Here is a 22210-nt window from a genome sequence, read left to right on the forward strand (position 1 = left end):
CGGATCGGCGGTCCGGGGGTACGTACCGATTCCCCGGTTGTTTCCCACTGTGGGCGGTCCGATAGTTCGTCGTCGCAAGGCAAATCACCGCCACCGGGGGTCGGCACCCTGCTTCGGTCGCCCGCCCGGTGTGACCGAGAGGAGAGACCGGATGCACAGGTTGCTACGCGGTGGACTCGTGTCCGCCGCCGTGGCCGCGGTGCTTGTCGGCGGGGGCGTGTCGACCGCTTCGGCGGAGGGGGTCGTGTCCCAGGCCGACCGACCCGTGCCCGGACAGTACATCGTGGAGCTTCGCGGCGCGGACGCCGTGGCGAGCGCGGCGTCGATCGCCCAGCGGTACGGCGGTCAGGTGATGGACACCTACCGGCTCACGTTCAGCGGCTTCTCCGTCAAGGGCATGACCGAGCAGCAGGCGCGGCGGCTCGCCGCCGACCCCGCGGTCAAGGCCGTCCACCAGGACGGGACCGCCCGCGCGGTCGGCGAGCAGCCGAACCCGCCGTCCTGGGGCCTCGACCAGGTCGACCAGAAGACCCGCAGTCTGGACAGGCTGTTCAAGTACCCCAACACCGCGGACGACGTCACCGCCTACGTGATCGACTCCGGGGTGAACAGGAACCACTCGGAGTTCGAGGGCCGGGCGAGCTTCGGATACGACTACGTCGACAACGACGCCGACGCCAGCGACTGCTTCTGGCACGGGACGCACGTCGCGGGCACCATCGCGGGCAAGACCGTCGGCGTGGCGAAGAAGGCGAAGGTCGTCGCCGTGCGGACGCTCGGCTGCGGCGGCTCCGCGCCCGACTCCGCCACCGTCAGCGGCATGGAGTGGGTGGCGGCGAACGGCAAGCTGCCCGCTGTGGTCAACATGAGCCTGGGCATGGACGTCGTCGGCGTGGGCGACACCCAGGTCAAGGCGCTCGTCAGCAAGGGGTTCGTCGTCGCGGTCGCCGGGGGCAACAACGGCACGGACGCCTGCCAGACCAGCCCGGCCCGGGTGCCGGAGGCGATCACGGTCGGCTGGATGAACGACAACGGCAGCCGCAGCGGCAACTACGGCACCTGCCTCGACCTGTTCGCACCCGGCGGCAACATCTACTCGGCCGACCACACCGGCGGCTTCCGCACCGGCAGCGGCACGTCGATGGCCACCCCGCACGTCGCGGGCGCCGCGGCGCTGCACCTCACCGCCAACCCGGGCGCGACGCCGAAGCAGGTGCACGACGCGCTGGCCGCCAACGCCACGCCCAACCTGGTGACCAACCCCGGCAGCGGCTCACCCAACAAGCTGCTCTACACCGGCTACATCGGCGGCGGCGACCCGCCCGCCTGCGGGAGCCGCGCCAACGACCAGGACTACGCCATCCCGGACACCGAGTCGGTGACGTCCACGGTCGAGCAGAGCGGCTGCGGCGGACAGGCTCCCGCGACGCTCGCGGTGCGGGTCGACATCGACCACACCTACGCCGGGGACCTGGCGATCGACCTCATCGGCCCGAGCGGCGCGGAGTTCGCCCTGCGCAAGGCGGGACCCGGCCTCGGCGGGTCCGACGGCGTCCACGAGACCTTCACCGTCGACGCCTCCGGGGAGAAGGCCGACGGCGTGTGGAAGCTGCGCGTCACCGACGTCTACCGCTTCGACACCGGCACCCTGACCGGCTGGTCGGTCACGTTCTGAGTCCCGAACCCACCCTGCAACGCGAAAGGCCAGTAGTGAGAAGCAAGAAGTTGTTGGCAGCCTGCGCCATGGCGCTGGCCGCCGTGTCGCTCCCCGCGGTCGAGTCCCAGGCCGCGGCGCCGTCCGACGTGAGCGTGGCGGCCATCCCGACCGATCGACTCGCCCCGCACGCGGGCGCCCAGGTCATCAACGGCGAACGCACCACGGTGCGGGAGAACCCGTCGGTGATCGCGGGCATCCGCGTGGGCGGCGGCGGCCCCCAGGGCCAGTCCTGCACGGCGTCCGTCGTGGCCAAGCGCAAGATCCTGACCGCGGCGCACTGCATGATCGACGTCAGCGGCGACAAGAGCTACATCTACGGCGACGACGACCTCAACACCGCGGGCGACGAGACCTTCCGCACCAAGGTCGCCTCGTTCAAGGTCCACCCGAAGTACACCGGCTCCGGCAGCTGGCGGACCGGCTACGACGTCGCGGTGATCACCACCGCCGACGACATCCCGGTCCCCCAGTCCCAGTGGGCCAAGGTGGCGGGCTCGGGCGACGCCGCGCTCACCGCCCCGGGCAAGAACGGCTTCGCCCTGGGCTACGGCCGCGCGTCCAGCGGCTCCGGCGTGCTCTACCGGGCCGACATGCCCGTCAACGACGCCAACAACTGCCAGGTGTTCGACGTCCGCGTGAACCCGGACCTCATGGTCTGCGTCGGCTACAACGACGGCCGCGTGGGCACCTGCAGCGGCGACAGCGGCGGCCCGTACACGGTGGACGGCGTCATCGTCGGCGTGGTGTCGTGGGGCAGCGGCCAGTGCGACCGCTACAGCATCATGGCCCGCCTGACCAACGAGATGGGCGACTGGGCCAGGACCGAGATCGGTTCCCAACAGCCGCCCGACGGCAAGTTCAGCGTGGGCGTGAACCCGGCCTCCGGCAAGGTCGAGCCCGGCAAGTCGGTGTCCACAACGGTCACGAGCACCGCGGGCGACCAGGGCCCCGAGGAACTGCGCCTCACCGCCAGCGGCCTGCCCACCGGCGCGGCCGCCACCTTCCAACCCACCACCATCACCTCCGGCGAGTCCTCGAAGCTGACGCTCACCACCGAGCCCACCACCCCCAAGGGGACCTACAAGGTCACCCTGACCGCCACCGCCACCTCCGGAACGAAGACCACCGACTACACCCTGACCGTCGGAGACGGAGGCTCCACAGACGGCCCCCGCCCGACGGTCTCCCCCACCACGGTGACGGTTCCCCGAGGCGGCATGGCCGAAGCGACGGTCACCGTGGCCGGCGGAACCGGCACGATCAGGCTGTCCGCCACCGGGATGACCTTCTCCCCGTTCTTCTTCCCCAACACGGTCTCCCCCGGCGGCACCTCCACACTCACCCAGTTCGCCCCGTTCGAGCCGGGCACCTACAAGTTGGTGATCACAGCCACCGACTCAGCGGGCAAGTCCGGCACCACCGATCTGACCATCACAGTCACCTGACCCCGTAGCGGTGGTGTGGTCGGCCCAACCAACCGACCACACCACCTCACCTTTCCCGGCAGACGGTAGCCCCGTGCCCACACGCCCGGATGGTCGGCGCGCTCAACCCCTTCTCCGCCGCCGACCTACTCTCAGCGGTGCCGCCACACCCGCGACTACCGAGTCCGCGCTTCCCGGTCGGCACTGGCCAGACAGTTGCCGCAGCACGTCCGTAAAGGGTTGGACGGGATCATGCCCGCGCTTGTAGTTTGCCCCCGGACCGTGACCCCGCCCGAGGAGGTGAGACCCATGAACGCTCTGTGGGTGCTCTCCCTCCCCGTCACGGCAGGCGATTGACGTAGGTGTCGCCGGGAGCGCCTTGACCAGGCACTCCCGAAAGGCAGCACCATGAACTCCTCCCAGCCGTCGGCGGACCTGTTCGACGTGATCATCGCCGGATGCGGCCCGACCGGCGCGATGCTGGCCGCCGAACTGCGACTGCACGACGTGCGAGTGCTCGTCGTGGAGAAGGACACCGAGCCCGTCTCGTTCGCCCGCATCGTCGGTCTGCATATCCGCAGCATCGAACTGATGGCGATGCGCGGGCTGCTGGACCGCATTCTCCCGCACGGCAGGCAGCGTCCTGCGGCCGGTTTCTTCGCCGCCATCCCCAAACCCGCGCCCGAGGGCCTGGACACCGCGCACGCCTATCTGCTGGGCATCCCGCAGCCGGTCATCGTCCACCTGCTCGAAGACCACGCGACCCGGCTAGGCGCGCAGATCCGGCGCGGTCGCGCATTAGCCGGGTTCGAGCAGGACAACGAGGGCGTGACCGTCACGCTGTCCGGCGGCGAACAGCTGCGTGCGCGCTACCTCGTCGGCTGCGACGGCGCGCGCAGCACCGTCCGCAAACTCCTCGGCGTCGCCTTCCCCGGCGAGCCCGCGCGGAACGAGACGCTGATGGGCGAGATGAAAGTGGATGTGCCACAGGAGGAGATCGCCGCCCGGGTGGTCAAGACCCACCAACCGTTCTGGCTCAAACCCTCCGGCGAGGGGATGTATAGCGTCGTCGTCCCCGCAGCGGGAGTCACCGACCGCTCGGAGCCGCCCACCCTCGACGATTTCAGAACCGGACTGCGCGCCATCGCCGGAACCGACTTCGGCGTCCACTCCCCGCGCTGGTTGTCCCGCTTCGGCGACGCCACCCGCCTGGCCGCCCGCTACCGCGTCGGACGAGTGCTGCTGGCAGGCGACGCCGCGCACATCCATCCGCCGATCGGCGGCCAGGGCCTCAACCTGGGCGTTCAGGACGCCGTCAACCTCGGCTGGAAGCTGGCCGCGCAGATCCGCGGCTGGGCGCCGGAAACACTGCTCGACACCTACCACAGCGAACGCCACCCAGTCGCGGAAGCCGTGCTGGACAACACCCGCGCCCAGACGGAACTCCTGTCCCCCGACCCAGGCCCCCAAGCCGTACGCAGACTACTCACCGAACTGATGGACATCGCCGAGGTGAACCGCCACCTGATCGAGAAGATCACCGCACTCGACATCCGCTACGACTTCGGCGAAGGCCCCGACCTCCTCGGCCGCCGCCTACCCGACATCCCCCTGAAGACCGGCCGCCTCTACGACCACCTACACCAAGCCCGCCCCCTGGTACTCGACACCACCACCCACCTCACCGTCGACGGCTGGTCCGACCGAGTCGACCTCATCCCCGACCCCACCGCCCCCCTCACCACCCCAGCCCTCCTCCTCCGCCCCGACGGCCACATCGCCTGGATCGGTGACCACCAACAGTCCCTGAACACCCACCTCACCCGCTGGTTCGGCAACCCCACGCATGCCGGTTTCTAGCCGGTCTCCGATAAGGACGGCCAGGACACGTCGGCGTCGTTGTGGCAACGTCCGAAAAGCGCCACGACGACACCTAAGACCGGGCCGGGCCGCCGCCTCAGGACTCGATGTCCTCTGCGTCGTCACCGTCTTCGATCGTCTTCTTGATGGCCCGGACACTGGCGGCCGATCCGGCGAACTCCAGCCCGATCGACTCGTAGCCCGGCTCCCACCCATCGAGTTCGAACAGCCCGAGAAGCGCCTGCTCTACATCCCTGACGTGGTCTGCGGCATCCCCGGCACTGTAACCCTTGTCCATCAGGCGACTAACGACTGTTGCAATCGCCTTGTCGGGATCGACCACGTCGAAGTCCCAGCGGGCAACTATGCTGATCTTCCTCGGATGACCTCCCGACCGGGAAGGTGCGGGAGAGCGTTCCCCACTCTCCGGCCTGCGCCGTCTGAACAACCTCATCGCCTGATCCCCCCGCTCCAGGAGCGGCATCGTACTACGAACGCCGCCATCGACCGGGCGCGTTCGAGGAGGTGGGGCGGCGACACTGGCGAGCAGCGCCGCAAAGATTCCTCAAAAAAGTTCGGGCAGCAGTGTCGGATCCGGGTCGTCGCGTTCGTAGCAGGGGTGAGGCTGTCCGCGAGGGGCGGCGGTGAGGTGGAGGAACGGCGATCGTGAAGCTGACGACCATGACCCAGGTCTCCGTGGACGGAGTGATGCAGGGCAACGGGGCCACCTCGGATGACCGCAGGAACGGGTTCGAGCGCGGCGGGTGGGCGATGGGGAAGGGGGACGACGAGACCAGGGCGTTCATCACCCGGACCTACCAGCGCGCAGACGCGTTCCTGTTCGGCAGGCGCACCTACGAGTTGTTCGCCCGCTCCTGGGGCGCGATCGACCAGATGCGCGCGCACCCCATCGGTGTCGCCCTGAACACGACCCCCAAGTACCTCGCCTCCACCACGCTCACCGCCCCGGGCTGGGAGGGCACGACCGTTCTCCCCGACGGCCGCGCCATCCGGGAGCTGAAGGCCAGGCCCGGCGGCGAGTTGCAGGTGCACGGCAGCGGCGTCCTGACCCGATGGCTCCTGGAGAACGACCTGGTCGACGAGATGACCCTGATCGTGATCCCGGTGATCGTCGGCCAGGGCACGCGGCTGTTCCCCGAGACCGGCCCCGATCTCGGGCTCGACCTGGCCGAGTCGCGAGTCGACTCGAAGGGCGTGACCATCCAGGTCTACCGGCCTGCCGGGCGCCCGCAGTACGCAACGACCACGCAGTCCTGACCACAGGAGAGGATCATCCCATGCAGTACCTGGTTTCCGTGATCGACGACAAGAGCAACCCCGGCAGCACGGACCGGCAGCCCGCCATCAGCGCCTTCAACGAGCGGCTGATCGCCGAGGGCCACTGGGTCTTCGCGGGCGGACTCGCCGACACCGACGCGGCCACCGTCGTCGACAACCGCGGCGAGCAGCCGGTGTTCAGCGACGGGCCGTTCGTGGAGTCGAAGGAGTACCTGGCAGGCCTCTGGGTGTGGGAGGCCCCGGATCTGGACGTGGCGCTCAAGCTCGCCGCGGAGGCGTCGAAGGTCTGTGACCGGAAGATCGAGGTGCGGCCGTTCCAGTGAGCGACGTCGACGCGGCGATCACCCGTGCCCACCACGACGAGTGGGCACGGGTGGTCGCCACCCTGACCAGGCGTTTCGGTGACCTCGACACCGCGGAGGAGGCAGCGGCCGAGGCGTTCGCCGCCGCCGTCGAACGCTGGCCCGTCGACGGCGTGCCGCCCAGCCCCGGCGCCTGGCTGACCACCACCGCCACCCGCAAGGCCATCGACCGGATCCGCCGCGAGAACAAGCGCGACGACAAGCACAAGGAGGCCCGGATGGCGTACGACGACGACCCGCCCGAGCCCCCCGGCGCCATCGACGACGACCGCCTGCGCCTGATCTTCACCTGCTGTCACCCGGCACTGGCGATGGACGCCCGCCTGGCGCTGACGCTGCGGATGGTCGGCGGCCTGACCGTCCCCGAGATCGCCCACGCCTTCCTGGTGGCCGAGAGCGCCATGGGCCAGCGGATCACCCGCGCGAAGGCCAAGATCAAAGCGGCGCGCATCCCCTATCGGATCCCGTCCGCGGACGATCTGCCCGCCCGCGTCACCGGCGTCCTCGCCGTCCTGTACCTCATGTTCAACGAGGGCTACCTGGCCACCGGCCCCGGCACCGACCCGGTGCGCCACGACCTGACCACCGAGGCGATCCGCCTCACCCGCCTGGTCCGGGCCCTCCTGCCCGAGGACGGCGAGGTGGCCGGGCTGCTGGCGCTGATGCTGCTCATCGAGGCCCGCCGCCCCGCCCGCGTCTCCGCCAGCGGCGAACTGGTCGCCCTCGACGAACAGGACCGAGGGGCCTGGGACACGGCCCTCATCGCCGAAGGCCACCACCTGGTGCGCGAACGCCTGGCCGCGGGCGTGGCCCCGGGCCGCTACCAGGTCCTCGCCGCGATCAACGCCGTGCACACCTCCGCCCGCGACATCCGCGACACCGACTGGTCGCAGATCCTCGCCCTCTACGACCACCTCGTCCGCCTCGACCCCTCCCCCATCATCGCCCTCAACCGGGCCATCGCCGTCGCCGAGCTGGACGGCCCGGAGGTGGCACTCGCCATCGTCGATCGCCTCGCCGAGCCACTGGCGAACTACCACGCCTACCACGCCACCCGCGCCGACCTGCTCCGCAGACTCGGCCGAAGCCAACAGTCCCGCGCGGCCTACGACAGAGCCATCGCACTGGCGGGCAACACCGCCGAGATCGCCCACCTGACCCGCCGACGCGACCAGCTGGGATAGCAGGCCCGACCTCAGACCAGTGCCAGGCAGCGGTCCCAGTCGGTCTCGACGGCGAGCGTGTGGAGGTTCAGGGCGACACCGGATGCTCCGCGCAGCAACCCGGGGTTGTGAAGGTCTGCTTGCAACGCCGCGGCGAGGTGCGTGGTCACAACATCGGCCAGATCAGGGTTGAGGGAGTCCTGAGCAGCACGCCACGCCGTGCGGATGAAGCCCGCGGTCCCATGGCACAGGCCACTTTCTGTAAGCCGTGCGGAGTCCTCAATGCACCGAAGCAGGGCACCTTCCGCATCCTGTCGCCGATCGGCCCGTCCTGTCACGACCGCGGCGAGTTGGTGGGCGCGAGCCACTCCAGGTGTCCCGTAGCACCACGATGGGCGGTCAGAACGGCGAATTTCCGTGGCGGTGACGACCTCCGGCCACGTCAGGTCGGGTTGCCGCCACCGATCCAGCCAATCGGTGATGGCGTGGATGGCGTCGATGTGTCCATCGACGACCACGCCCTGGCGCGCTGCGATGGCCAGCAGGGCCAGCGGCCCGGCGATGCCGTGCGCGAGCCCGAGGTTGCCGTGCCCGCCGATGGTGCTCGGCCCTCCGTTGGGGGCGTGATGAACCCACCAGGGCGGCAGAGTGTCCGCTACGGCAAGGGGCTGGGTGAGCCGGACAAGGTAGGCGAGGACATCTCCGGTGATGGAATGCCGCGGGTCACGACGCAGGTGGTGACACCCGAGTCCCGTCAGCCCCTGGATGAGGTCGTACTCGGCGAACGCAGGCCGCCTTCCCTGCTCCATGCGCTGATGGGCGGCACGCAAGCGTTTGTAGGTGAGATCGGCGACGGCAGCGTCGAGTGTGCGCAGGGCGCGCTGATAGCGGCGAGAGTCGTCGGCGGCGGAGTGGAGGACGAACGCGAGGGCAGGGGCCCCGGTGAACAGCCCGGCCGTGTCGGTGACATCGGCTCCCGGCTCGATGGCGCGGGCGAGCCAGGCGTGCGCGGTGGCCCAGTCGCCGTGCCCGGTCCGCGCTCGCTCCGTGTGGAGGAGGGCGATGCCCGCGGCGCCGCCGCCCAGCGAGCCGGGTGGCGCGTCGGAGGGCAAGGCTGCCGGATCGGCCCAACGCGCGGCGATGCGCTCAACCACTTCCGTCGCCTGCGTCGTGAACCACTCAGGCAGGGTCACGGTGGTTGCCCTCGGCGTGCGAGCCAGCTGAGCGCGAGTGCGCGAGCGACCTGGTGGGCGACCCGTTCCCGCTCGGTATCCAGGCCGAGGACCCGCACGCAGTGCAGGTGCAGCAGGGACGGCAGCACCCCATCGGGATCAAGCGCGTGCTCGACGCGCCTGCCGCGGTAGTCAGCGAGAGCCTTCTGCCTGCGCACGAGCGCCACATCGCCCGACGGGTCGAGGGCCGCGGCCTGCATCGCCACCGCAGGCAAGTCGCGCGGAGGAGCCGACCGCGGCACATGGTCGACGAGCCAGCGCAGACCGGTTCGCGTGTCCCCATGGAAGTGAGCCGCGATCTCGGCGACGCCCGCCGCCGCGAGCACCACCGGTTCGGTTCGCGTCACGCGTCTGCGAACGGCGATCGTGGAGTCGGCGACGAACACCGCCTCGGCCGCGGCCAGAACCGGACCGTCCCCGAAGCGCCCGACTTCGGGGAGATGGGTGTCGAACTGGATGCGGTTGGTCAGACCACGACGCCGCAGGCCGTCCACCCAGTCGGCGATCCTGCCGACCACCGGTTCCCCTTGTGGATGACGGAAGCGGACACGGAGGTGGTCGTCGGGATCGCGATAGGGCAGAAACCACCAATCGAGCGCGTCGAGGTCGCTGAGGCGGGCGAGGATGGCGGTATGGCTGCCGGGATGGGCGTAGATCTTGGCGTGGAGCCATTCGTGCCTGGCGGGCAACCGGGCATGCGAGGTCCTGGTCGGGCAGGCGAGGACCCGATGGCGCCCGCCAGGCGGCTTGCGCGCGACCAACGGAAGAACGATCTCGTGCGCGTGCCCGTCGAGCCAGTCATATGCGTCCTGCGGGGGCGCCTCGATGAGGGTGACCGTGCCATGACGGCGTAGCGCACGGTGCACCTGTCGGAGGTGATGGTCGCGGGCGAGGTCCAGGGTCAAGCGCTGGTCGCCCTCGGCGAGGACGACGGTCTCCGGGACCGCATCACGGCCGCGCCGGTCATGGGCGAAGTCGTCCGCCGTGACCCGCCAGCGCGCCGGGGCCAGCACGGCCTGCCCGTAGCGAACCCGGGGCAGAAACGGCAGCCTGCCCGCGATCCCCCACGGAAACATCGCGGGATTGGGGGAACCGGCCGTGGCGATGTCGCTGAGCAACCGCACCAAGGGGTGCGCGCGGTGGGTGAGCTCCACGGCGTTCAGCACCCTGGGATGCACCACGTCGCCCGTGGTCAGCGAGACCACGTGCAGCCGGTGCGAGGTGCCCCACACCGCGAGGTCGGCGATGGGGACCGTGCCCGGACCGGGAAACTCGGCGACGTGCACCACCCGCGGCAGCGACGCGGGCACGCGCGCGACGTTCTCGGTGGCGCGGTAGAGCGGCGGGCCGGAGACCTGGAGTGAACCCGGCTGAGGCAGGGCGGAGTAGGCAGCGACCATGCGATTGCGGTCGGCTTCCTCGAGCAGGTCGAGGAAACGGCCGGTCAGGGTGCCGACGGCGCGGGAGCCGCCGACCACAGCCAGCGTGAAGTCGCCTTGGTCGAGCCGGGCACGGGAGCGAGCGTGCAGTGCGAACGTCAGCTCCAGATCAGGCACTGAGGTTTCGGTGGCCAGTTCGGCGATCGTGCTGTCGTCGAGCACGATCTCGGTGGCTCCGGACCGGGCGGCGTCGTACGCGAGGACCAGCATCCGGGTGTCGGCCTCTGTTGGTTCGGGATCGCGGACGCTGTCGCGGTAGCCGTCCGGGTATCCAAGGCCGGTGTCGGCGTTGACGAGATCGCTGATCGGCACGACCGCGCCAGGGCCGTACCGCTCCAGGAACCGCTGATGGAACCGCTGGAAGCGGCCGGGTCCGGACGAGGCCAGCCGGGCGAGCGCGGTGGCGGCCGCCTCCGCGATCAGGCCGACTGACCGTGGCAGGACAAGCGTTCCCCTGAACGCCAGGTCCGCACCGAGGTAGCGCTCGGCTGGCGCAACAGCACGCATCCGCTCGGTTAACTGTTCCGCCTCAAGCGGTTTGCCTTCCAGGCAGGCGATGTCTTGATGAAGGGAGCCCAGTTCATGGCGCAGGTCGGCTTTCTCCGGCAGAAAACGCAGGACATGACCGAGTGGGTCGGTGTCGGTCATCGCGGGACGGAGTTCGGTCACCAGCAGGGTGTGCCGGATCAGTTCGGCGGCCAGGGCGTCGACAGCGCCCTCCGGCGCCGAGGGGAACTCCGACCTCAGCGCGCGGAGTAGTTCGGTCATCGGCAGCGGCGTGGCGGCGATGCGCTGAACAGCGCGCACGACAGCGGTGTGGCGAACCGAGACCTCGGCGGCAGGCTCATCGCCGGTCGGCACCTGGTTGAGGACGAGCCTGCCATCGCGCACGAATGCCAACGGGTTGACCACCACGCGCGCGTTCAGGTCCGTTCGCGCCTGCACGAGATCGCCGACAGCGGCGAGCCAACGGGCATCGGGCCGGTACCTCGGCGCCCGTCTTCGGAGATCGAGGGTGGTCGGGCCGACACCGATCCGGGCTGGGGCAACCCCGGCGAACAGGCCGAATGGCGTCGCGCGTGTCGTTGCCCTCAGGCGGTAGCGCACTATCGCGTCACCCAGCCTGCGGTATCCGCGAGCGGTGAGAACGGCGCCTGCCCTGACCTGCCGGACGCGGTCGGCCAACTCGGGGCTGGCCAGTGCGACCGCGGCCGCGAACCAGTCGTCCGACCACACAGCGTCGACCCACGCCCGCCAGCGCACCGCCCCCGCGTCCGGGTCAGGCGGCGCGGTGTCCGGGGCGGGAGGCTGCGCGGTGACCCGGACGACGGCGGCGTCGATCGCGCGGTAGTGCTCGTCGGACCTGCGTCTGGCGGCCTTGTCCCCACCGGCAGAACGTCTCGCCACGGTCAGTCGTCACCGTCGGTGCAGCTTGCCGCGCAGGCGCTGTCGCAGGTGTGTCCGCAGCCGTCGTTGGAGTGGCAGTGCCGTCCGGAATCCCCCGCCCCGCTCGGCCACGCGGCGGAGCGGACCACCACGACGTCGAGGTCGAAGTCCAGATCGTCGGCGGTGTCCGCGGTGGGCGTCGACGGTGACATGGTGCCTCCTTGTGTCCTCACCCTGGTCGCTCGCCTTCGGTGCGAGTCGGCCAGGAGACCACGAACCGACTGTGGTCGCGTACCAGAGCGAACCCCGGGGTCACCCGGTCCACCGGCGTGGACGCGGGATACACCGAGATACGCGCGCCTGGCCCATGGCGGTGGGCCCGGTCCCACTGGCGGATCAACCGAACCCACTGGTCGCCGAGCACGGCCGCGTCGCCGCCGTGCGCGAAGACGCCCAGCTCGAACCGGCCCGTGTCGGGGACCTTCCTGGTCACGCGATAGGCCAGGCCGTGAACGCTGTAACAGGCGGGCGCGCCCCACAGCGCCCACCGGCTCACCAGCTTCGCCTCAACGGCCGACCGCAGAGCCACCAGGGTGCCGAACCGGTCGGTATGGGTCGCCAGGTACAGGTCGAGGTCGTCGAACGGTTCTTCCCCGGTGACCGTGACCCCGGACCACACCGGGAAACGGGGCTGACTCAGCGCTTCGGCAAGGGCGGCGGGATCGACGTCGATCGCGCCCTCGATGCGCAGTCCGGCCTCTTCATCGCCCCACAACGACACGAACGCGTCTTCGTGGGCTCCGGCTCCCTGCATCGCCACGAACCCGGCCTGCGCGTGGCCCCGGTCGACCAGGACGCCCTGGGTCTTCTCCAACGCGACAACGCGGGTCATCCCCCGCAGGCGCACCGGCACCACAATGCGCCCGTTCTCCGCCAACAGGTTCCACCAGGCAGGCGGGATGTCCCACGCTCCCGCCGTGACGATGACGCGGTCGAAGACACCCGGCACTCCGTTTTCCGCATCTCCCAACAGCACACGCACGGTGTCGTAGCCGGTGTCGTCGAGGAATCTCCGGGCACGGTCGACGACCACGGGATCGATGTCGATCGACACGACAGCGCCTTCGGCGCCCACCATCTCCGCGATCAGGGCCGCGTTGTAGCCGCCGGACCCGATCTCCAGCACCCGCATGCCAGGCCGCAGCGCCGCCTGCTCCAGCATCATCGCCTGGATCGCCGGGGCCGAGACAGTGCTCACCACAGCGTCGTCCGCGTCCCGCCTGACCACCACGGATTGGCTCGCGTCATAAGCGGAATCGAGCGGGACACCGGGGGTGAACTTGTGCCGAGGAACCTTCAGGAAAGCCCGCTCAACAGGCTCGGTCCGCAGCGCCTTCAACTCCCGCAGCCGCGAGACCATCGCCGCCTTGAGTTCGTCTGAAATGTCGTGAGTCTCGATGGCACAACCACCGCCAATCCCGTGACCGATCATCGCGCCATCCTCCCAACACCGCTCCCCGACCGGAGCGATCCAACGCGCCTGAAACATCAATCGGGCGACGGCAACCACCCGACCGGGCACAACTCGCGATCGTTCACTTAACAGTTATAGGCGGCCAACCTTCACCGAGGAGCACGCTCATGATCACGGTAGCGCAAGGGAAGCAGCCGAGCGAGACCACCCACCCGCCAGGCAACTCCGCACAGGGGGACAGCTAGTGAGTTCATAAGATTGACTCAAATACCACTCACACGCACCCCCTTCGAGGCTGAACGCCTTGTCGATCGCCCGTCACCTGAAGGCGTTACAGCCACCGCGCGGCGTCAAGGTGAGAATCACTCGATGAATGCCATTCTGCCGCCAAGTTGCCGGGCATGCGGTCTCGCGAACCACACCACCTCACGTCGATCGAGCAAACCTGCCGACTCACCACTCCTACAAAACAGACCCATCACATCGTCGCCGTAGTCTGTCGCGCGATTATTAGGCGATCTCACGAGAGTCAACTAGCCGAATACCGACACTGAGCCGAGTCCAGCCGCACGGCGCCCCGGTTCGCCTTGCGCCAACCATGGCCAGCCCGCGCGCGATCGCACTGCACGCCCGCGACGGCAGTGGCGCGCGGGCGTCTAGCATCCGCGCATGGATATGGCCACAGAGGACGACCTCGTCATCGAGTTCTCGCCGCCCTTGATCGCGTTGCTGCTCGCCGCGGAGCGCTCGAAGGGTGGTCCACTCACGGAAGAGGAGGTCCTCGCCATCCGGGACGGGGCGACCTGCATCCGGTCGCCCCGGTCGTTGGCCGAGGCGATGGCGGAGCGGCGCGGGTATCCGGACCTGGACCCGGAGCTCTGCTGGGAGCAGTGGCAGGCAGTGCGGACCGAGCTGGTGGGCCGAACGTCCAGGAACCAGACGCATTAAGGGCGGCGATGAGACCACTCACCTTCAGCGACGACAAGGGCAACGAGCAGACCTGGCTCCCAGGTGGACCGCAACCCGCCCTCGACGCGTTCCAGGAGTTCCTCAACCGACACCGTGACAACGACAACGCGGCGTTCGGCATCGAGGATGAGGAGAACGAAGAGGCGCTGTTGCTCCTGTTCGAGGTCGGGGCCGCCTGCCGGATCAAGGGGACGCAGAACCCGAGGACCGAATACCGCCTCATCACCGACAGCGGCGACTACCGCACCCAGGCGGCCACCTTCATCCGCGGCGGTTTCCCCGCACTCGACCTCCGCGGCCCTTGGCTGCCCGACATCCCCAGCCTCGCCCGCGCCCGACTCCGACTCGAGTTCGACGAGTCCGTCCTGCGCCGGACCCACCCGCGCGAGCTGCGCCGCAGGCTGGACATCCTGACCCGCGTCGACGGGCGGGAGCCGACGACGACCGCCGGGGTGACGCACTTCGGCTTCGGCAACGGCGGCGGCGACACCGTCAACGCCTGGTTCACCGCCGACGGTCGCGGCCTCGTGGTGACCTTCGACCACACCAGCACGCTCAATTCCTATGAGGACCCGCGCGCGCAGGCAGCGCTGTACGACGGCGTACCGGCGGACCTTCTGGCTCTGGCAGGGAACGCGCCGGAAACCGTGCTCACCGTCCCGCATCCCGACGGCGGCACCCTCGTGGCCGCCACGGGCGTCTTCACCTTCTCGGGTCCCTGCGCCATGGCGGAAGGCCTGGTGTCCCGCCTGCAGGAGGCCCGCTTGGGCGTCAAGGCCACCGGGGTCGGCTGGCTGTTGGAGGACTTTCTCGCGATGGAGGACTTCACCCCCGAAGCGGTCGCGGAGACAGTGGGCTGGTGGAGCGCCGAGGACATCGCGAAAGGCTTCGCCGCGACCACCACGCCTGAGCAAGAGCAGACGCCACCCGACCGGGAGGCGGTGGACCGGTTCTGCCAGCTCTGGGCGGACTCCGGGTACAACGACCGCTGGGACGTGCACTACGTCCTCTTCGACAGCCACACCCTCGAGGAGACCGGCGAGGCGCGGAACGAACTCCTGGGGCTGATCCGGACACTCGGGCTCGAGCGCGTCGACGCCCCGCCGGGAGCCGCCAGCGGCGAGGTGTGGGTCCGCTCAGACCCCCGTATCGACGCCGAACTCGGGCACTGGGCATGAGGTCGCGGCCATGAGCGAGGTCGTCTTCACCCGGGAGAACGGCTGGCTCCCTCGGGTGATCCGCGCGGACGGCGGGCTGAGGCTCCAGCTCGGCGCCGGAGCCGACGCCAACCACGACCCCCGCACGTTCGCCTTCCCTGTCTCCGCGGCTCACCTGGCGGTGATCAGGGACGATCTGGTCCGGCACCTGCTGCTGTGGAGCGCGGTCCTGCCCCTGTGCGCGGCCGCCGGGACCCGAGGTCCCCTCGACGAGAGCGCGGCGGTCGCGCTGCTGGACCCGATCCTCCTCGGCCCGCCCGACGACGTCGAGTCGTTGTTCCGCCGCATCCCCTGGGACAAGCGCCAGCTCGTCGCCCAGGGCGCGGACATCGACCTGCTCGAACGCGGCGAGGTCTTCGCCGCACTGCGTTCCGGGACCGCCGCGTCCGACTGGCAGCGCGTCCACAGGTACGACGCGGACCGCGACCGGGCCCGACGCGGTGTGCGCCTCACCCCGCTCGACGCGGCGCTCCTCCAGTACACGGGCCGCTACCTCCACGGCGGGAGGGTCCCGACCCGGGAGCCCGACGCCGTCGACCCCGACCTGTTGCCCGAGGTCATGCGCGTGATCGCCACCGCGGAGCAGGCGTGCGCCGGGATGCGCCTCTCCCCCGAGCGGCGGGGCGGCCGGGACTCCGGGTGGAAGCGGATCGAGCAGAAAGTCGACCGTGCCGTCCGCCGCGCGCATCCCAACCTCGCCGACGACGCCGTGCGCACGGTGAGCTTCCTGATGTGCTCCGAAGCCGCCGCCCGAGCGCGAAGGTCTTGAGACCGGACGACCCGTCGGCCTCGGCAAGACCTCGCGTCCCCCGCACTGCCTCCCGGACGGCCGGATGATTCAGCCGTGACTGTAGTACAGCGGACGCTGTATGGTTCTGGCCATGCTGAAGTGCGAGACGCGGGAGGACGCGCTGGCCCGGCTGGGCAAGGCGCTGGCCGACCCCACCCGCTGCCGCATCCTCGTCGGCCTGCTGGACGGGATCAGCTATCCCGCCCAGCTCGCGGACCACCTGGGGCTGACCCGCTCGAACGTGTCCAACCACCTGTCGTGCCTGCGCGGCTGCGGCCTGGTCGTGGCCACCTACCAGGGCCGTCAGGTCCACTACGCCCTGGCCGACGCCCACTTGGCGCGTGCGTTGCGCGAACTGGTCAAGGTCGTGTTGGCCGTGGACACCGCTGAACCCTGCCTCAATGACGACCAAGCCGTAACCGGGGATGTGGGCACATGAGCGAGAACACCAGCCACGTTGGGGTGACCGCGAGCGCCTGTGCGGACGGCTGCTGCGCCCCCGCCGTCCCGTCGCGGGGCACAGCCGACCCGAAGCGGCGGGCCGTGCTCACCCGGCGGGTGCGGCTGCTGGTCGCGGCCACCATCGCCTACAACGTCATCGAGGCGGTCATCGCGATCACCGCCGGGACGATCGCCTCCTCCACCGCGCTGATCGGCTTCGGTCTGGACTCGGTGATCGAGGTCGCCTCCGCCACGGCCGTGGCCTGGCAGTTCTCCGGCGCCGACCCGGAGAAGCGCGAGCGGACGGCGTTGAGGGTCATCGCCGTGTCGTTCTTCGCGCTGGCCGCCTACGTCACCATCGAGTCCGTGCGCGCCCTGGTGGGCGCCGAGGCGGCCGACCACTCCACGGTCGGCATCGTGCTGGCGGCGGTGTCCCTGCTGGTCATGCCGTTCCTGTCGGCCGCGCAGCGCCGCGCCGGACGGGAGCTGGGCTCGGCCAGCGCGGTGGCCGACTCCAAGCAGACCCTGCTGTGCACCTACCTCTCCGGCGTCCTGCTGGTCGGCCTGCTGCTCAACTCCCTGCTCGGCTGGTCCTGGGCCGACCCGGTCGCCGCCCTGGTCATCGCCGCCGTCGCGGTCAAGGAAGGCCGCGAGGCCTGGCGCGGCCAACACTGCTGCTGACCATCACCCCGGTTGGAGTTCCGGCAAGGCGGACAGCACGGCCGGCGGCTGACCGAGGTGCACGACGCCCAGCCGCCGGGTGGCCCTGGTCATGGCGACGTACAGGTCGTTGTGGCCCAACGGTCCGGCGAGGATCCCGTCCGGGTCGGCGATCAGGACCGAGTCGAACTCCAGGCCTTTCGCCTGATCGGGGGTCAGCAGCACGACCTTGCCGGTCAGGTCCGGCGGGATGCTGAGGGACAGTTCTGCGGCCAGCGACCCGATGTGGGCGCTCGGGGCGATGATCGCGAGGTGGCCGTCGGTGTGTGCCTCGGCGAGGTCGGCGACGACCGTGGGCAGCTCGGCGGGGGTGGTGCCGATCCGCCATGGCTCCTCGCCGGTCGAGCGGACCGAACGCGGTGGCGGCGTGTCGGGGTGGTGGGCGGCGAGCAGGTCGGCTGTGGCGGCCATGATCTCCATCGGTGTGCGGTAGTTGACTGTGAGCGAGGCGAGCCGCCAGCGGTCCCGCACGTGTGGCCGCAACACGCGGTCCCACGAGGAGGTTCCTGCCGGGTTCCCGGTCTGGGCGGGGTCCCCGACGATGGTCATCGACCTGGTGGGACACCGGCGCATGAGCATCCGCCAGGCCATCTCGGACAGTTCCTGCGCCTCGTCGACGACCACGTGTCCGAACGTGACGCGGTCGCCGCCCTCGCCGATCAGGGCGGCGGCCTCGTCCAGCAACGGGATGTCCGCGGCACTCCAGCCCTCAGCCCGCTCCCCCACCACCTGCTGCGGGCTCAGGGGCGGCCACAGCGCGTCGAGCGCGGCCCGGACGCCGCTGTCGGCGATCAGGGAGTCCCGCAGAGCGGCGCGGTCGGTCTCGTCCAGCAGGGTCCTCGGGCCGTCGTCGTGGTCGATCAGGACGCCCGCGGCGGCCAGCGCGCGCAGCTCGGCCTCGCCGAGGCTGCCGTCGGCGCTGCCGCCGTCGATCGCCTCGCCGGTGTCGGTGAGGACGACCGCCTCCATGTCCTCGATCAGGCGTTGCGCGAGCACGTCCACGATCTCCCGCTCGAAGACCAATCTGGCCTGGTTGTGCGGAAGCCGGGTCTCCCTGGCCTTCCGCATGGCACGGTCGCAGGCGCGCGGGTCGAGCCGCAGCAGTTGCTGCTCGAACTCGACGTCGACCGGGTCGTCCGGCGGCCGGACCCGCGACCGCACCGCCGCCGCCAGCCGCTCGGCCATGACCGCGCGGCCCTTGAGCTCGACGACGTCGGGCGGGTCCACCCGGCTGACCTCGACGCCCGGCCCCAGGTCGGTGATGGTCGCCGTCACCACGCTGTTCTCGCCGAGACCCGGCAGGACCTGGCCGATGTAGTCGAGGAAGACCCGGCTGGGGCCCACCACCAGCACACCGCGCGTGCGCAGGTGCTGACGGGTGTAGAGCAGGTAGGCGACCCGGTGCAACGCGACGGCCGTCTTCCCCGTGCCGGGACCGCCCTGCACGACCAGCACACCGTCGGCCCCGTGCCGGATGATCCGGTCCTGTTCGGCCTGCAGGGTCGTCACGATGTCCCGCATCCGCCCGGTCCGCTCCGCGGTCACCGCCGCCAGCAGCGCGGCCTCGCCGACCAGACCGCCGTCGCCCGCGCCGTCCGGGTCCAGCAGCTCGTCGTTCACCGCCACGACGGTCCGGCCCCGCGTGGTGATGCGCCGTCGCCGCCGCACGTCCTGCGGAGCGGCCGCCGTGGCGGTGTAGAACGCCTGGGCCACCGGGGTGCGCCAGTCCACCAGCAACGGTTCGTCGCCCTCGTCCCGGAACAGGCCGAGCCTGCCGATGTAGACCCGCCGACCGTCGCGCATGTCCAGCCGCCCGAAGCACAACCCCTGCTCCACCCCGTGCAGCCGGGTCACCTCCGCCTGCCAGACGGCCGCCGTCTCCCGATCGCCGTCGGCCCGCCGCGCCGCGACCAGCCGCTCACCCGCCTCCTCGCGCATGGCGTCCAGACGGGCGTACAGACCAGCGACGTACTCCTGCTCGATGGCGAGCTCACGGTCGGTCACGCGTTCCCCCAAGTCGACGACCAGCGCCGTCGAGCCTGCACCGCGACACCCCGAAGAAACAGTCTTGTTCTTCCCAGCGCCGTCAGCCGTCAACGCGCGAGGATGGCGGGCATGACGTTGCCTGCACTTCCCGAAGAGACCTTCCAGCGCGTGCTCTGCGTCGTCGCGCACCCCGACGACATGGAGTACGGCACGTCCGCGGCCGTCGCGCGGTGGACCGCGCGCGGGATCGAGGTCGGCTACCTCCTGCTCACCCGGGGCGAGGCGGGGATGCCGAACCCGCCCGAGGAGACTGCCCGCCTGCGCGTCGCCGAGCAGCGAGCGGCCTGCGAGGTCGTCGGCGTCCAGCACCTGACCGTCCTGGAGCACCCGGACGGCGTGCTGGTCTACGGCCTCGACCTGCGGCGGGACATCTGCCGCGAGATCCGCCGGTTCAAGCCCGACGTCGTGCTCGGCTCCGGGTTCGAGATCGAGACGCCCTACGGGTTCGACCAGGCCGATCACCGCGCGGCCGGGCTCGCGACGCTCGACGCGATCCGCGACGCGGGCAACCGGTGGGTCTTCCCCGAGCAGATCGACGACGAGAACCTCGAACCGCACTCGGCGCGCTGGTACATCGTCCCCGGGCTCGGGGACTCCGCGACCCACGGCGTCGACGTCACCGGTGAGCCGCTGCGCCGCGGCGTCGCCTCGCTCGAGGCGCATGCCGCCTACCTGGCCGCCCTCCCGGACCACCCCGCGCCCGAGGAGCTGATCCCGATGTTCACCGCGATGAGCGGCAAGGCCATGGGGGTCGAGCACGCCGTCCTGTTCCGCGCCCACGACCTGCAGGCGCCGCCGGAGTTCTTCACCGAGGACTGACCGCGCCGCCCAGGCGTCCGGCGAGGAAGGCCAGGATCTCGTCGCGCGCCCGCACCGTCGGGTGGCCCTCCTCGTCGACGAGGTGGGCGGTGACGACGCTGTGCGGGCAGGCGACGAGCTCGCGGAAGAACGGCGGCGGGTTCGGGTTGGCCACGTGGCCCGGGAGGACCCGACCGTCGAAGGCGTCGCCGAGGAGGTCGCGGTAGGCGGCGAAGCGCTGCCCGGTGCACCAGCGGTCGTTGTCGAAGCGGTAGGCGAGGACCGTCAGCCCGTCGCGCTCGACGCGGTCGCGCAGCGCGACGGCGTCCTCGGGGCTCAGCTCCAGGCCGCCGGGGTCGTCCAGCGGCAGCGCGGGGTGGTTGACGACGGGGGCGACCACCGCCGGTTCGAGCGCCATCGCGAGCGCGAAGTTGCCGGTGAAGCAGAGCCCGATCGCGCCGACGCCCGGGCCGCCGCACTCCGCGTGCGCCTGTGCGGCCAGCCCGCGCAGCCAGCTCACGACGGGGCTCGTGCCGCCGCCCGCGAACACGCGGAACTCGGCGCTGACGCAGGCCCTGCGCATGATCCGCTCGCCGTGGGCTGCGGTCGGGTAGGCGCCGTCCACGCCGAAGAGGGACGGCAGGTGGACGGTGAACCCGGCGTCCCTGATCCACCGCGCGAACCGCACGACGTCCGGGCTGATGCCGGGCATCTCCGGCATCAGCACCACCGCGGGCCCGGACCCGCTGACGTGGACGGTCTTGCTGACCCCGTCGACGTCGACGAGGCGCGCGGTGAAGTCCGAGAGGGCGTCCGGTTCGGTCGTCATGGCGGCATCGTGCCGGGGTGGTCGAGGTCGCGGACAGGGGCGAGATCGCCACATGTCGGGGTAATCTCGCCACCGTGGTCGGTCCTCGCGTCGGTGTGCTCGCGTACCCGGGCTGCTTCGCGTCCGAGGTCTACGGGGTGCCCGACCTGCTCACGATGGCCTCGCACGTGGCCGACGCCGAGCCCTACGCCGTCACGGTCCTCTCCCCGCGGCGCCGGGTCGTCGCCGCGGGCGGCACCCCGATCGCGGTGCGCCCCATGCGGGACGTCGATGTCCTGGTCGTGCCCGGTTTCGAACTGCACCCCCGGCTCGACGTCGACACCGTCGTCGCCCGCCTCCGACCCGAGATCGACGCGATCAGGACATGCGCGCTCGCGGGAACCGCCGTCGTGTCGATCTGCGTCGGCGCGTTCCTCGTGGCCGAAGCGGGCCTGCTGGACGGCCGACGGTCAACGACCTCATGGCTGTTCGCCGATGAGTTGGCACGCAGGCACCCCCGCGTCGACGTCCACCCCAGCGAACTGGTGGTAACCGACAGCGGAGTGACCACCACCGCCGCCTTCAGCGCGATGTACGACTTCGCCCTCGACCTCATCCGCAACCACCACGGCGCCAAGGTCGCCAGGACAACCGCCCGAATCGCCCTAGTCGACGACGCCCGATCAAGCCAAGCCCCTTACGTCGACGCCGGTTTGCTCGCCACCACGGGAACCGCCTTCTCCCAAAGCGTCAAACGCTGGCTGGACCACCACCTCCGCGACCCCTACGACCTCACCCGGCTCGCCGACACCTTCCACGTCAGCACCCGCACCCTCCTCCGCAGATTCCGGGCCGAGACCGGCACGACCCCCCTGGGCCACCTCCAGGCCACCCGCGTCCGCAAGGCACGACACCTCCTGGAGACGACCGACCGGACGGTAACCGCCATAGCCGCCGAGGTCGGTTACCGCGACCCAGGAACCTTCACCACCATCTTCACCCGCCTCACCGCCTGCAAACCCACCACCTACCGCACGACTTTCCGACGGTCCCGCGCTTAATCCC

20 protein-coding genes are annotated in these 22210 nt (G+C 70.5%); 13 read left to right on the forward strand and 7 right to left on the reverse strand.

The window, feature by feature from the left end; genetic code table 11:
• Positions 1–151: 151 nt before the first annotated feature.
• The 3 genes from Actkin_RS21200 to Actkin_RS21210 all read left to right on the forward strand — a co-directional run bounded on the left by Actkin_RS21200 (position 152) and on the right by Actkin_RS21210 (position 5001).
• Positions 152–1675 carry a S8 family serine peptidase gene (locus Actkin_RS21200; RefSeq protein ID WP_258903950.1) on the forward strand — a complete coding sequence of 508 codons (1524 nt, stop codon included), beginning with the start codon at positions 152–154 and terminating at the stop codon, positions 1673–1675.
• Positions 1676–1710: 35 nt separating this feature from the next.
• A complete protein-coding gene (locus Actkin_RS21205) occupies positions 1711–3162 on the forward strand; it encodes a S1 family serine peptidase (RefSeq protein ID WP_258903951.1) in 1452 nt (483 codons plus the stop codon).
• A gap of 387 nt (positions 3163–3549) precedes the next feature.
• Positions 3550–5001, forward strand: a complete 1452-nt coding sequence (locus tag Actkin_RS21210) for an FAD-dependent monooxygenase (RefSeq protein WP_258903952.1) — start codon at positions 3550–3552, stop codon at positions 4999–5001.
• 97 nt (positions 5002–5098) lie between these two features.
• On the opposite strand, the gene Actkin_RS21215 is transcribed toward Actkin_RS21210, so the two are convergent.
• The gene (locus Actkin_RS21215; RefSeq protein ID WP_258903953.1) at positions 5099–5344 is read right to left on the reverse strand and encodes a hypothetical protein; all 246 of its coding nucleotides are present in this window, start codon (positions 5342–5344) and stop codon (positions 5099–5101) included.
• Positions 5345–5667: 323 nt separating this feature from the next.
• On the opposite strand from Actkin_RS21215, the gene Actkin_RS21220 reads away from it, so the two are divergent.
• Genes Actkin_RS21220 through Actkin_RS21230 form a run of 3 tightly spaced genes read left to right on the forward strand, consistent with a single transcriptional unit; the run spans position 5668 to position 7846 of the window.
• Positions 5668–6279, forward strand: coding sequence for a dihydrofolate reductase family protein (locus tag Actkin_RS21220; protein WP_258903954.1), 612 nt, complete (start codon positions 5668–5670; stop codon positions 6277–6279).
• Between the two features lie 20 nt (positions 6280–6299).
• Positions 6300–6623 (forward strand): YciI family protein, encoded by a 324-nt coding sequence (locus Actkin_RS21225; RefSeq protein ID WP_258903955.1) that lies wholly within the window; start codon positions 6300–6302, stop codon positions 6621–6623.
• Entirely contained in the window at positions 6620–7846 is a 1227-nt protein-coding gene (locus tag Actkin_RS21230; RefSeq protein ID WP_258903956.1) for an RNA polymerase sigma factor, read from the forward strand. Before Actkin_RS21225 ends, Actkin_RS21230 begins: the two co-directional genes overlap by 4 nt.
• Before the next feature lie 11 nt (positions 7847–7857).
• Here Actkin_RS21230 and Actkin_RS21235 read toward each other — a convergent pair whose 3' ends face one another.
• Genes Actkin_RS21235 through fxlM form a run of 4 tightly spaced genes read right to left on the reverse strand, consistent with a single transcriptional unit; the run spans position 7858 to position 13374 of the window.
• Positions 7858–9018, reverse strand: a complete 1161-nt coding sequence (locus Actkin_RS21235; RefSeq protein ID WP_258903957.1) for a lanthionine synthetase C family protein — start codon at positions 9016–9018, stop codon at positions 7858–7860.
• On the reverse strand, positions 9015–11903 hold the full coding sequence (locus Actkin_RS21240; protein WP_258903959.1) for a lantibiotic dehydratase: 2889 nt from the start codon (positions 11901–11903) through the stop codon (positions 9015–9017). The genes Actkin_RS21235 and Actkin_RS21240 overlap by 4 nt, the downstream gene beginning before the upstream one ends.
• Positions 11904–11905: 2 nt before the next feature.
• Positions 11906–12094, reverse strand: coding sequence for a hypothetical protein (locus Actkin_RS21245; RefSeq protein WP_258903960.1), 189 nt, complete (start codon positions 12092–12094; stop codon positions 11906–11908).
• A 17-nt stretch (positions 12095–12111) separates the two neighbouring features.
• Positions 12112–13374, reverse strand: coding sequence for a methyltransferase, FxLD system (fxlM, locus tag Actkin_RS21250; protein WP_258903961.1), 1263 nt, complete (start codon positions 13372–13374; stop codon positions 12112–12114).
• A gap of 651 nt (positions 13375–14025) precedes the next feature.
• Between fxlM and Actkin_RS21255 the strand changes: the two genes are divergently transcribed.
• The 5 genes from Actkin_RS21255 to Actkin_RS21275 all read left to right on the forward strand — a co-directional run bounded on the left by Actkin_RS21255 (position 14026) and on the right by Actkin_RS21275 (position 17454).
• Entirely contained in the window at positions 14026–14304 is a 279-nt protein-coding gene (locus tag Actkin_RS21255; protein WP_229786958.1) for a hypothetical protein, read from the forward strand.
• 8 nt (positions 14305–14312) lie between these two features.
• Positions 14313–15503: a DUF6357 family protein gene (locus Actkin_RS21260; protein WP_258903962.1), complete on the forward strand. Its 1191-nt coding sequence runs from the start codon at positions 14313–14315 to the stop codon at positions 15501–15503.
• A 10-nt stretch (positions 15504–15513) separates the two neighbouring features.
• The gene (locus Actkin_RS21265) at positions 15514–16311 is read left to right on the forward strand and encodes a DUF6357 family protein (protein WP_258903963.1); all 798 of its coding nucleotides are present in this window, start codon (positions 15514–15516) and stop codon (positions 16309–16311) included.
• A 112-nt stretch (positions 16312–16423) separates the two neighbouring features.
• On the forward strand, positions 16424–16771 hold the full coding sequence (locus Actkin_RS21270; RefSeq protein ID WP_189211253.1) for a Cd(II)/Pb(II)-sensing metalloregulatory transcriptional regulator CmtR: 348 nt from the start codon (positions 16424–16426) through the stop codon (positions 16769–16771).
• Positions 16768–17454 (forward strand): cation efflux transmembrane domain-containing protein, encoded by a 687-nt coding sequence (locus Actkin_RS21275; RefSeq protein ID WP_258903964.1) that lies wholly within the window; start codon positions 16768–16770, stop codon positions 17452–17454. The genes Actkin_RS21270 and Actkin_RS21275 overlap by 4 nt, the downstream gene beginning before the upstream one ends.
• Positions 17455–17457: 3 nt before the next feature.
• On the opposite strand, the gene Actkin_RS21280 is transcribed toward Actkin_RS21275, so the two are convergent.
• Positions 17458–19431, reverse strand: coding sequence for a HelD family protein (locus tag Actkin_RS21280; protein WP_396123001.1), 1974 nt, complete (start codon positions 19429–19431; stop codon positions 17458–17460).
• A 177-nt stretch (positions 19432–19608) separates the two neighbouring features.
• Between Actkin_RS21280 and Actkin_RS21285 the strand changes: the two genes are divergently transcribed.
• Positions 19609–20358 (forward strand): PIG-L deacetylase family protein, encoded by a 750-nt coding sequence (locus Actkin_RS21285; RefSeq protein ID WP_189211256.1) that lies wholly within the window; start codon positions 19609–19611, stop codon positions 20356–20358.
• Here the strand turns inward: Actkin_RS21285 and Actkin_RS21290 are convergent.
• Positions 20345–21166 (reverse strand): dienelactone hydrolase family protein, encoded by an 822-nt coding sequence (locus tag Actkin_RS21290; protein WP_258903966.1) that lies wholly within the window; start codon positions 21164–21166, stop codon positions 20345–20347. The two genes, Actkin_RS21285 and Actkin_RS21290, sit on opposite strands and share 14 nt — an antisense overlap.
• Before the next feature lie 74 nt (positions 21167–21240).
• Here Actkin_RS21290 and Actkin_RS21295 point away from each other — a divergent pair, with 74 nt between their 5' ends.
• Complete coding sequence (locus Actkin_RS21295; protein ID WP_258903967.1) at positions 21241–22206, forward strand: GlxA family transcriptional regulator; 966 nt, start codon at positions 21241–21243, stop codon at positions 22204–22206.
• The last annotated feature ends 4 nt before the right edge of the window (positions 22207–22210 follow it).

It is taken from the genome of Actinokineospora sp. UTMC 2448, from assembly GCF_024760565.1.
Taxonomy (GTDB): domain Bacteria; phylum Actinomycetota; class Actinomycetes; order Mycobacteriales; family Pseudonocardiaceae; genus Actinokineospora; species Actinokineospora fastidiosa.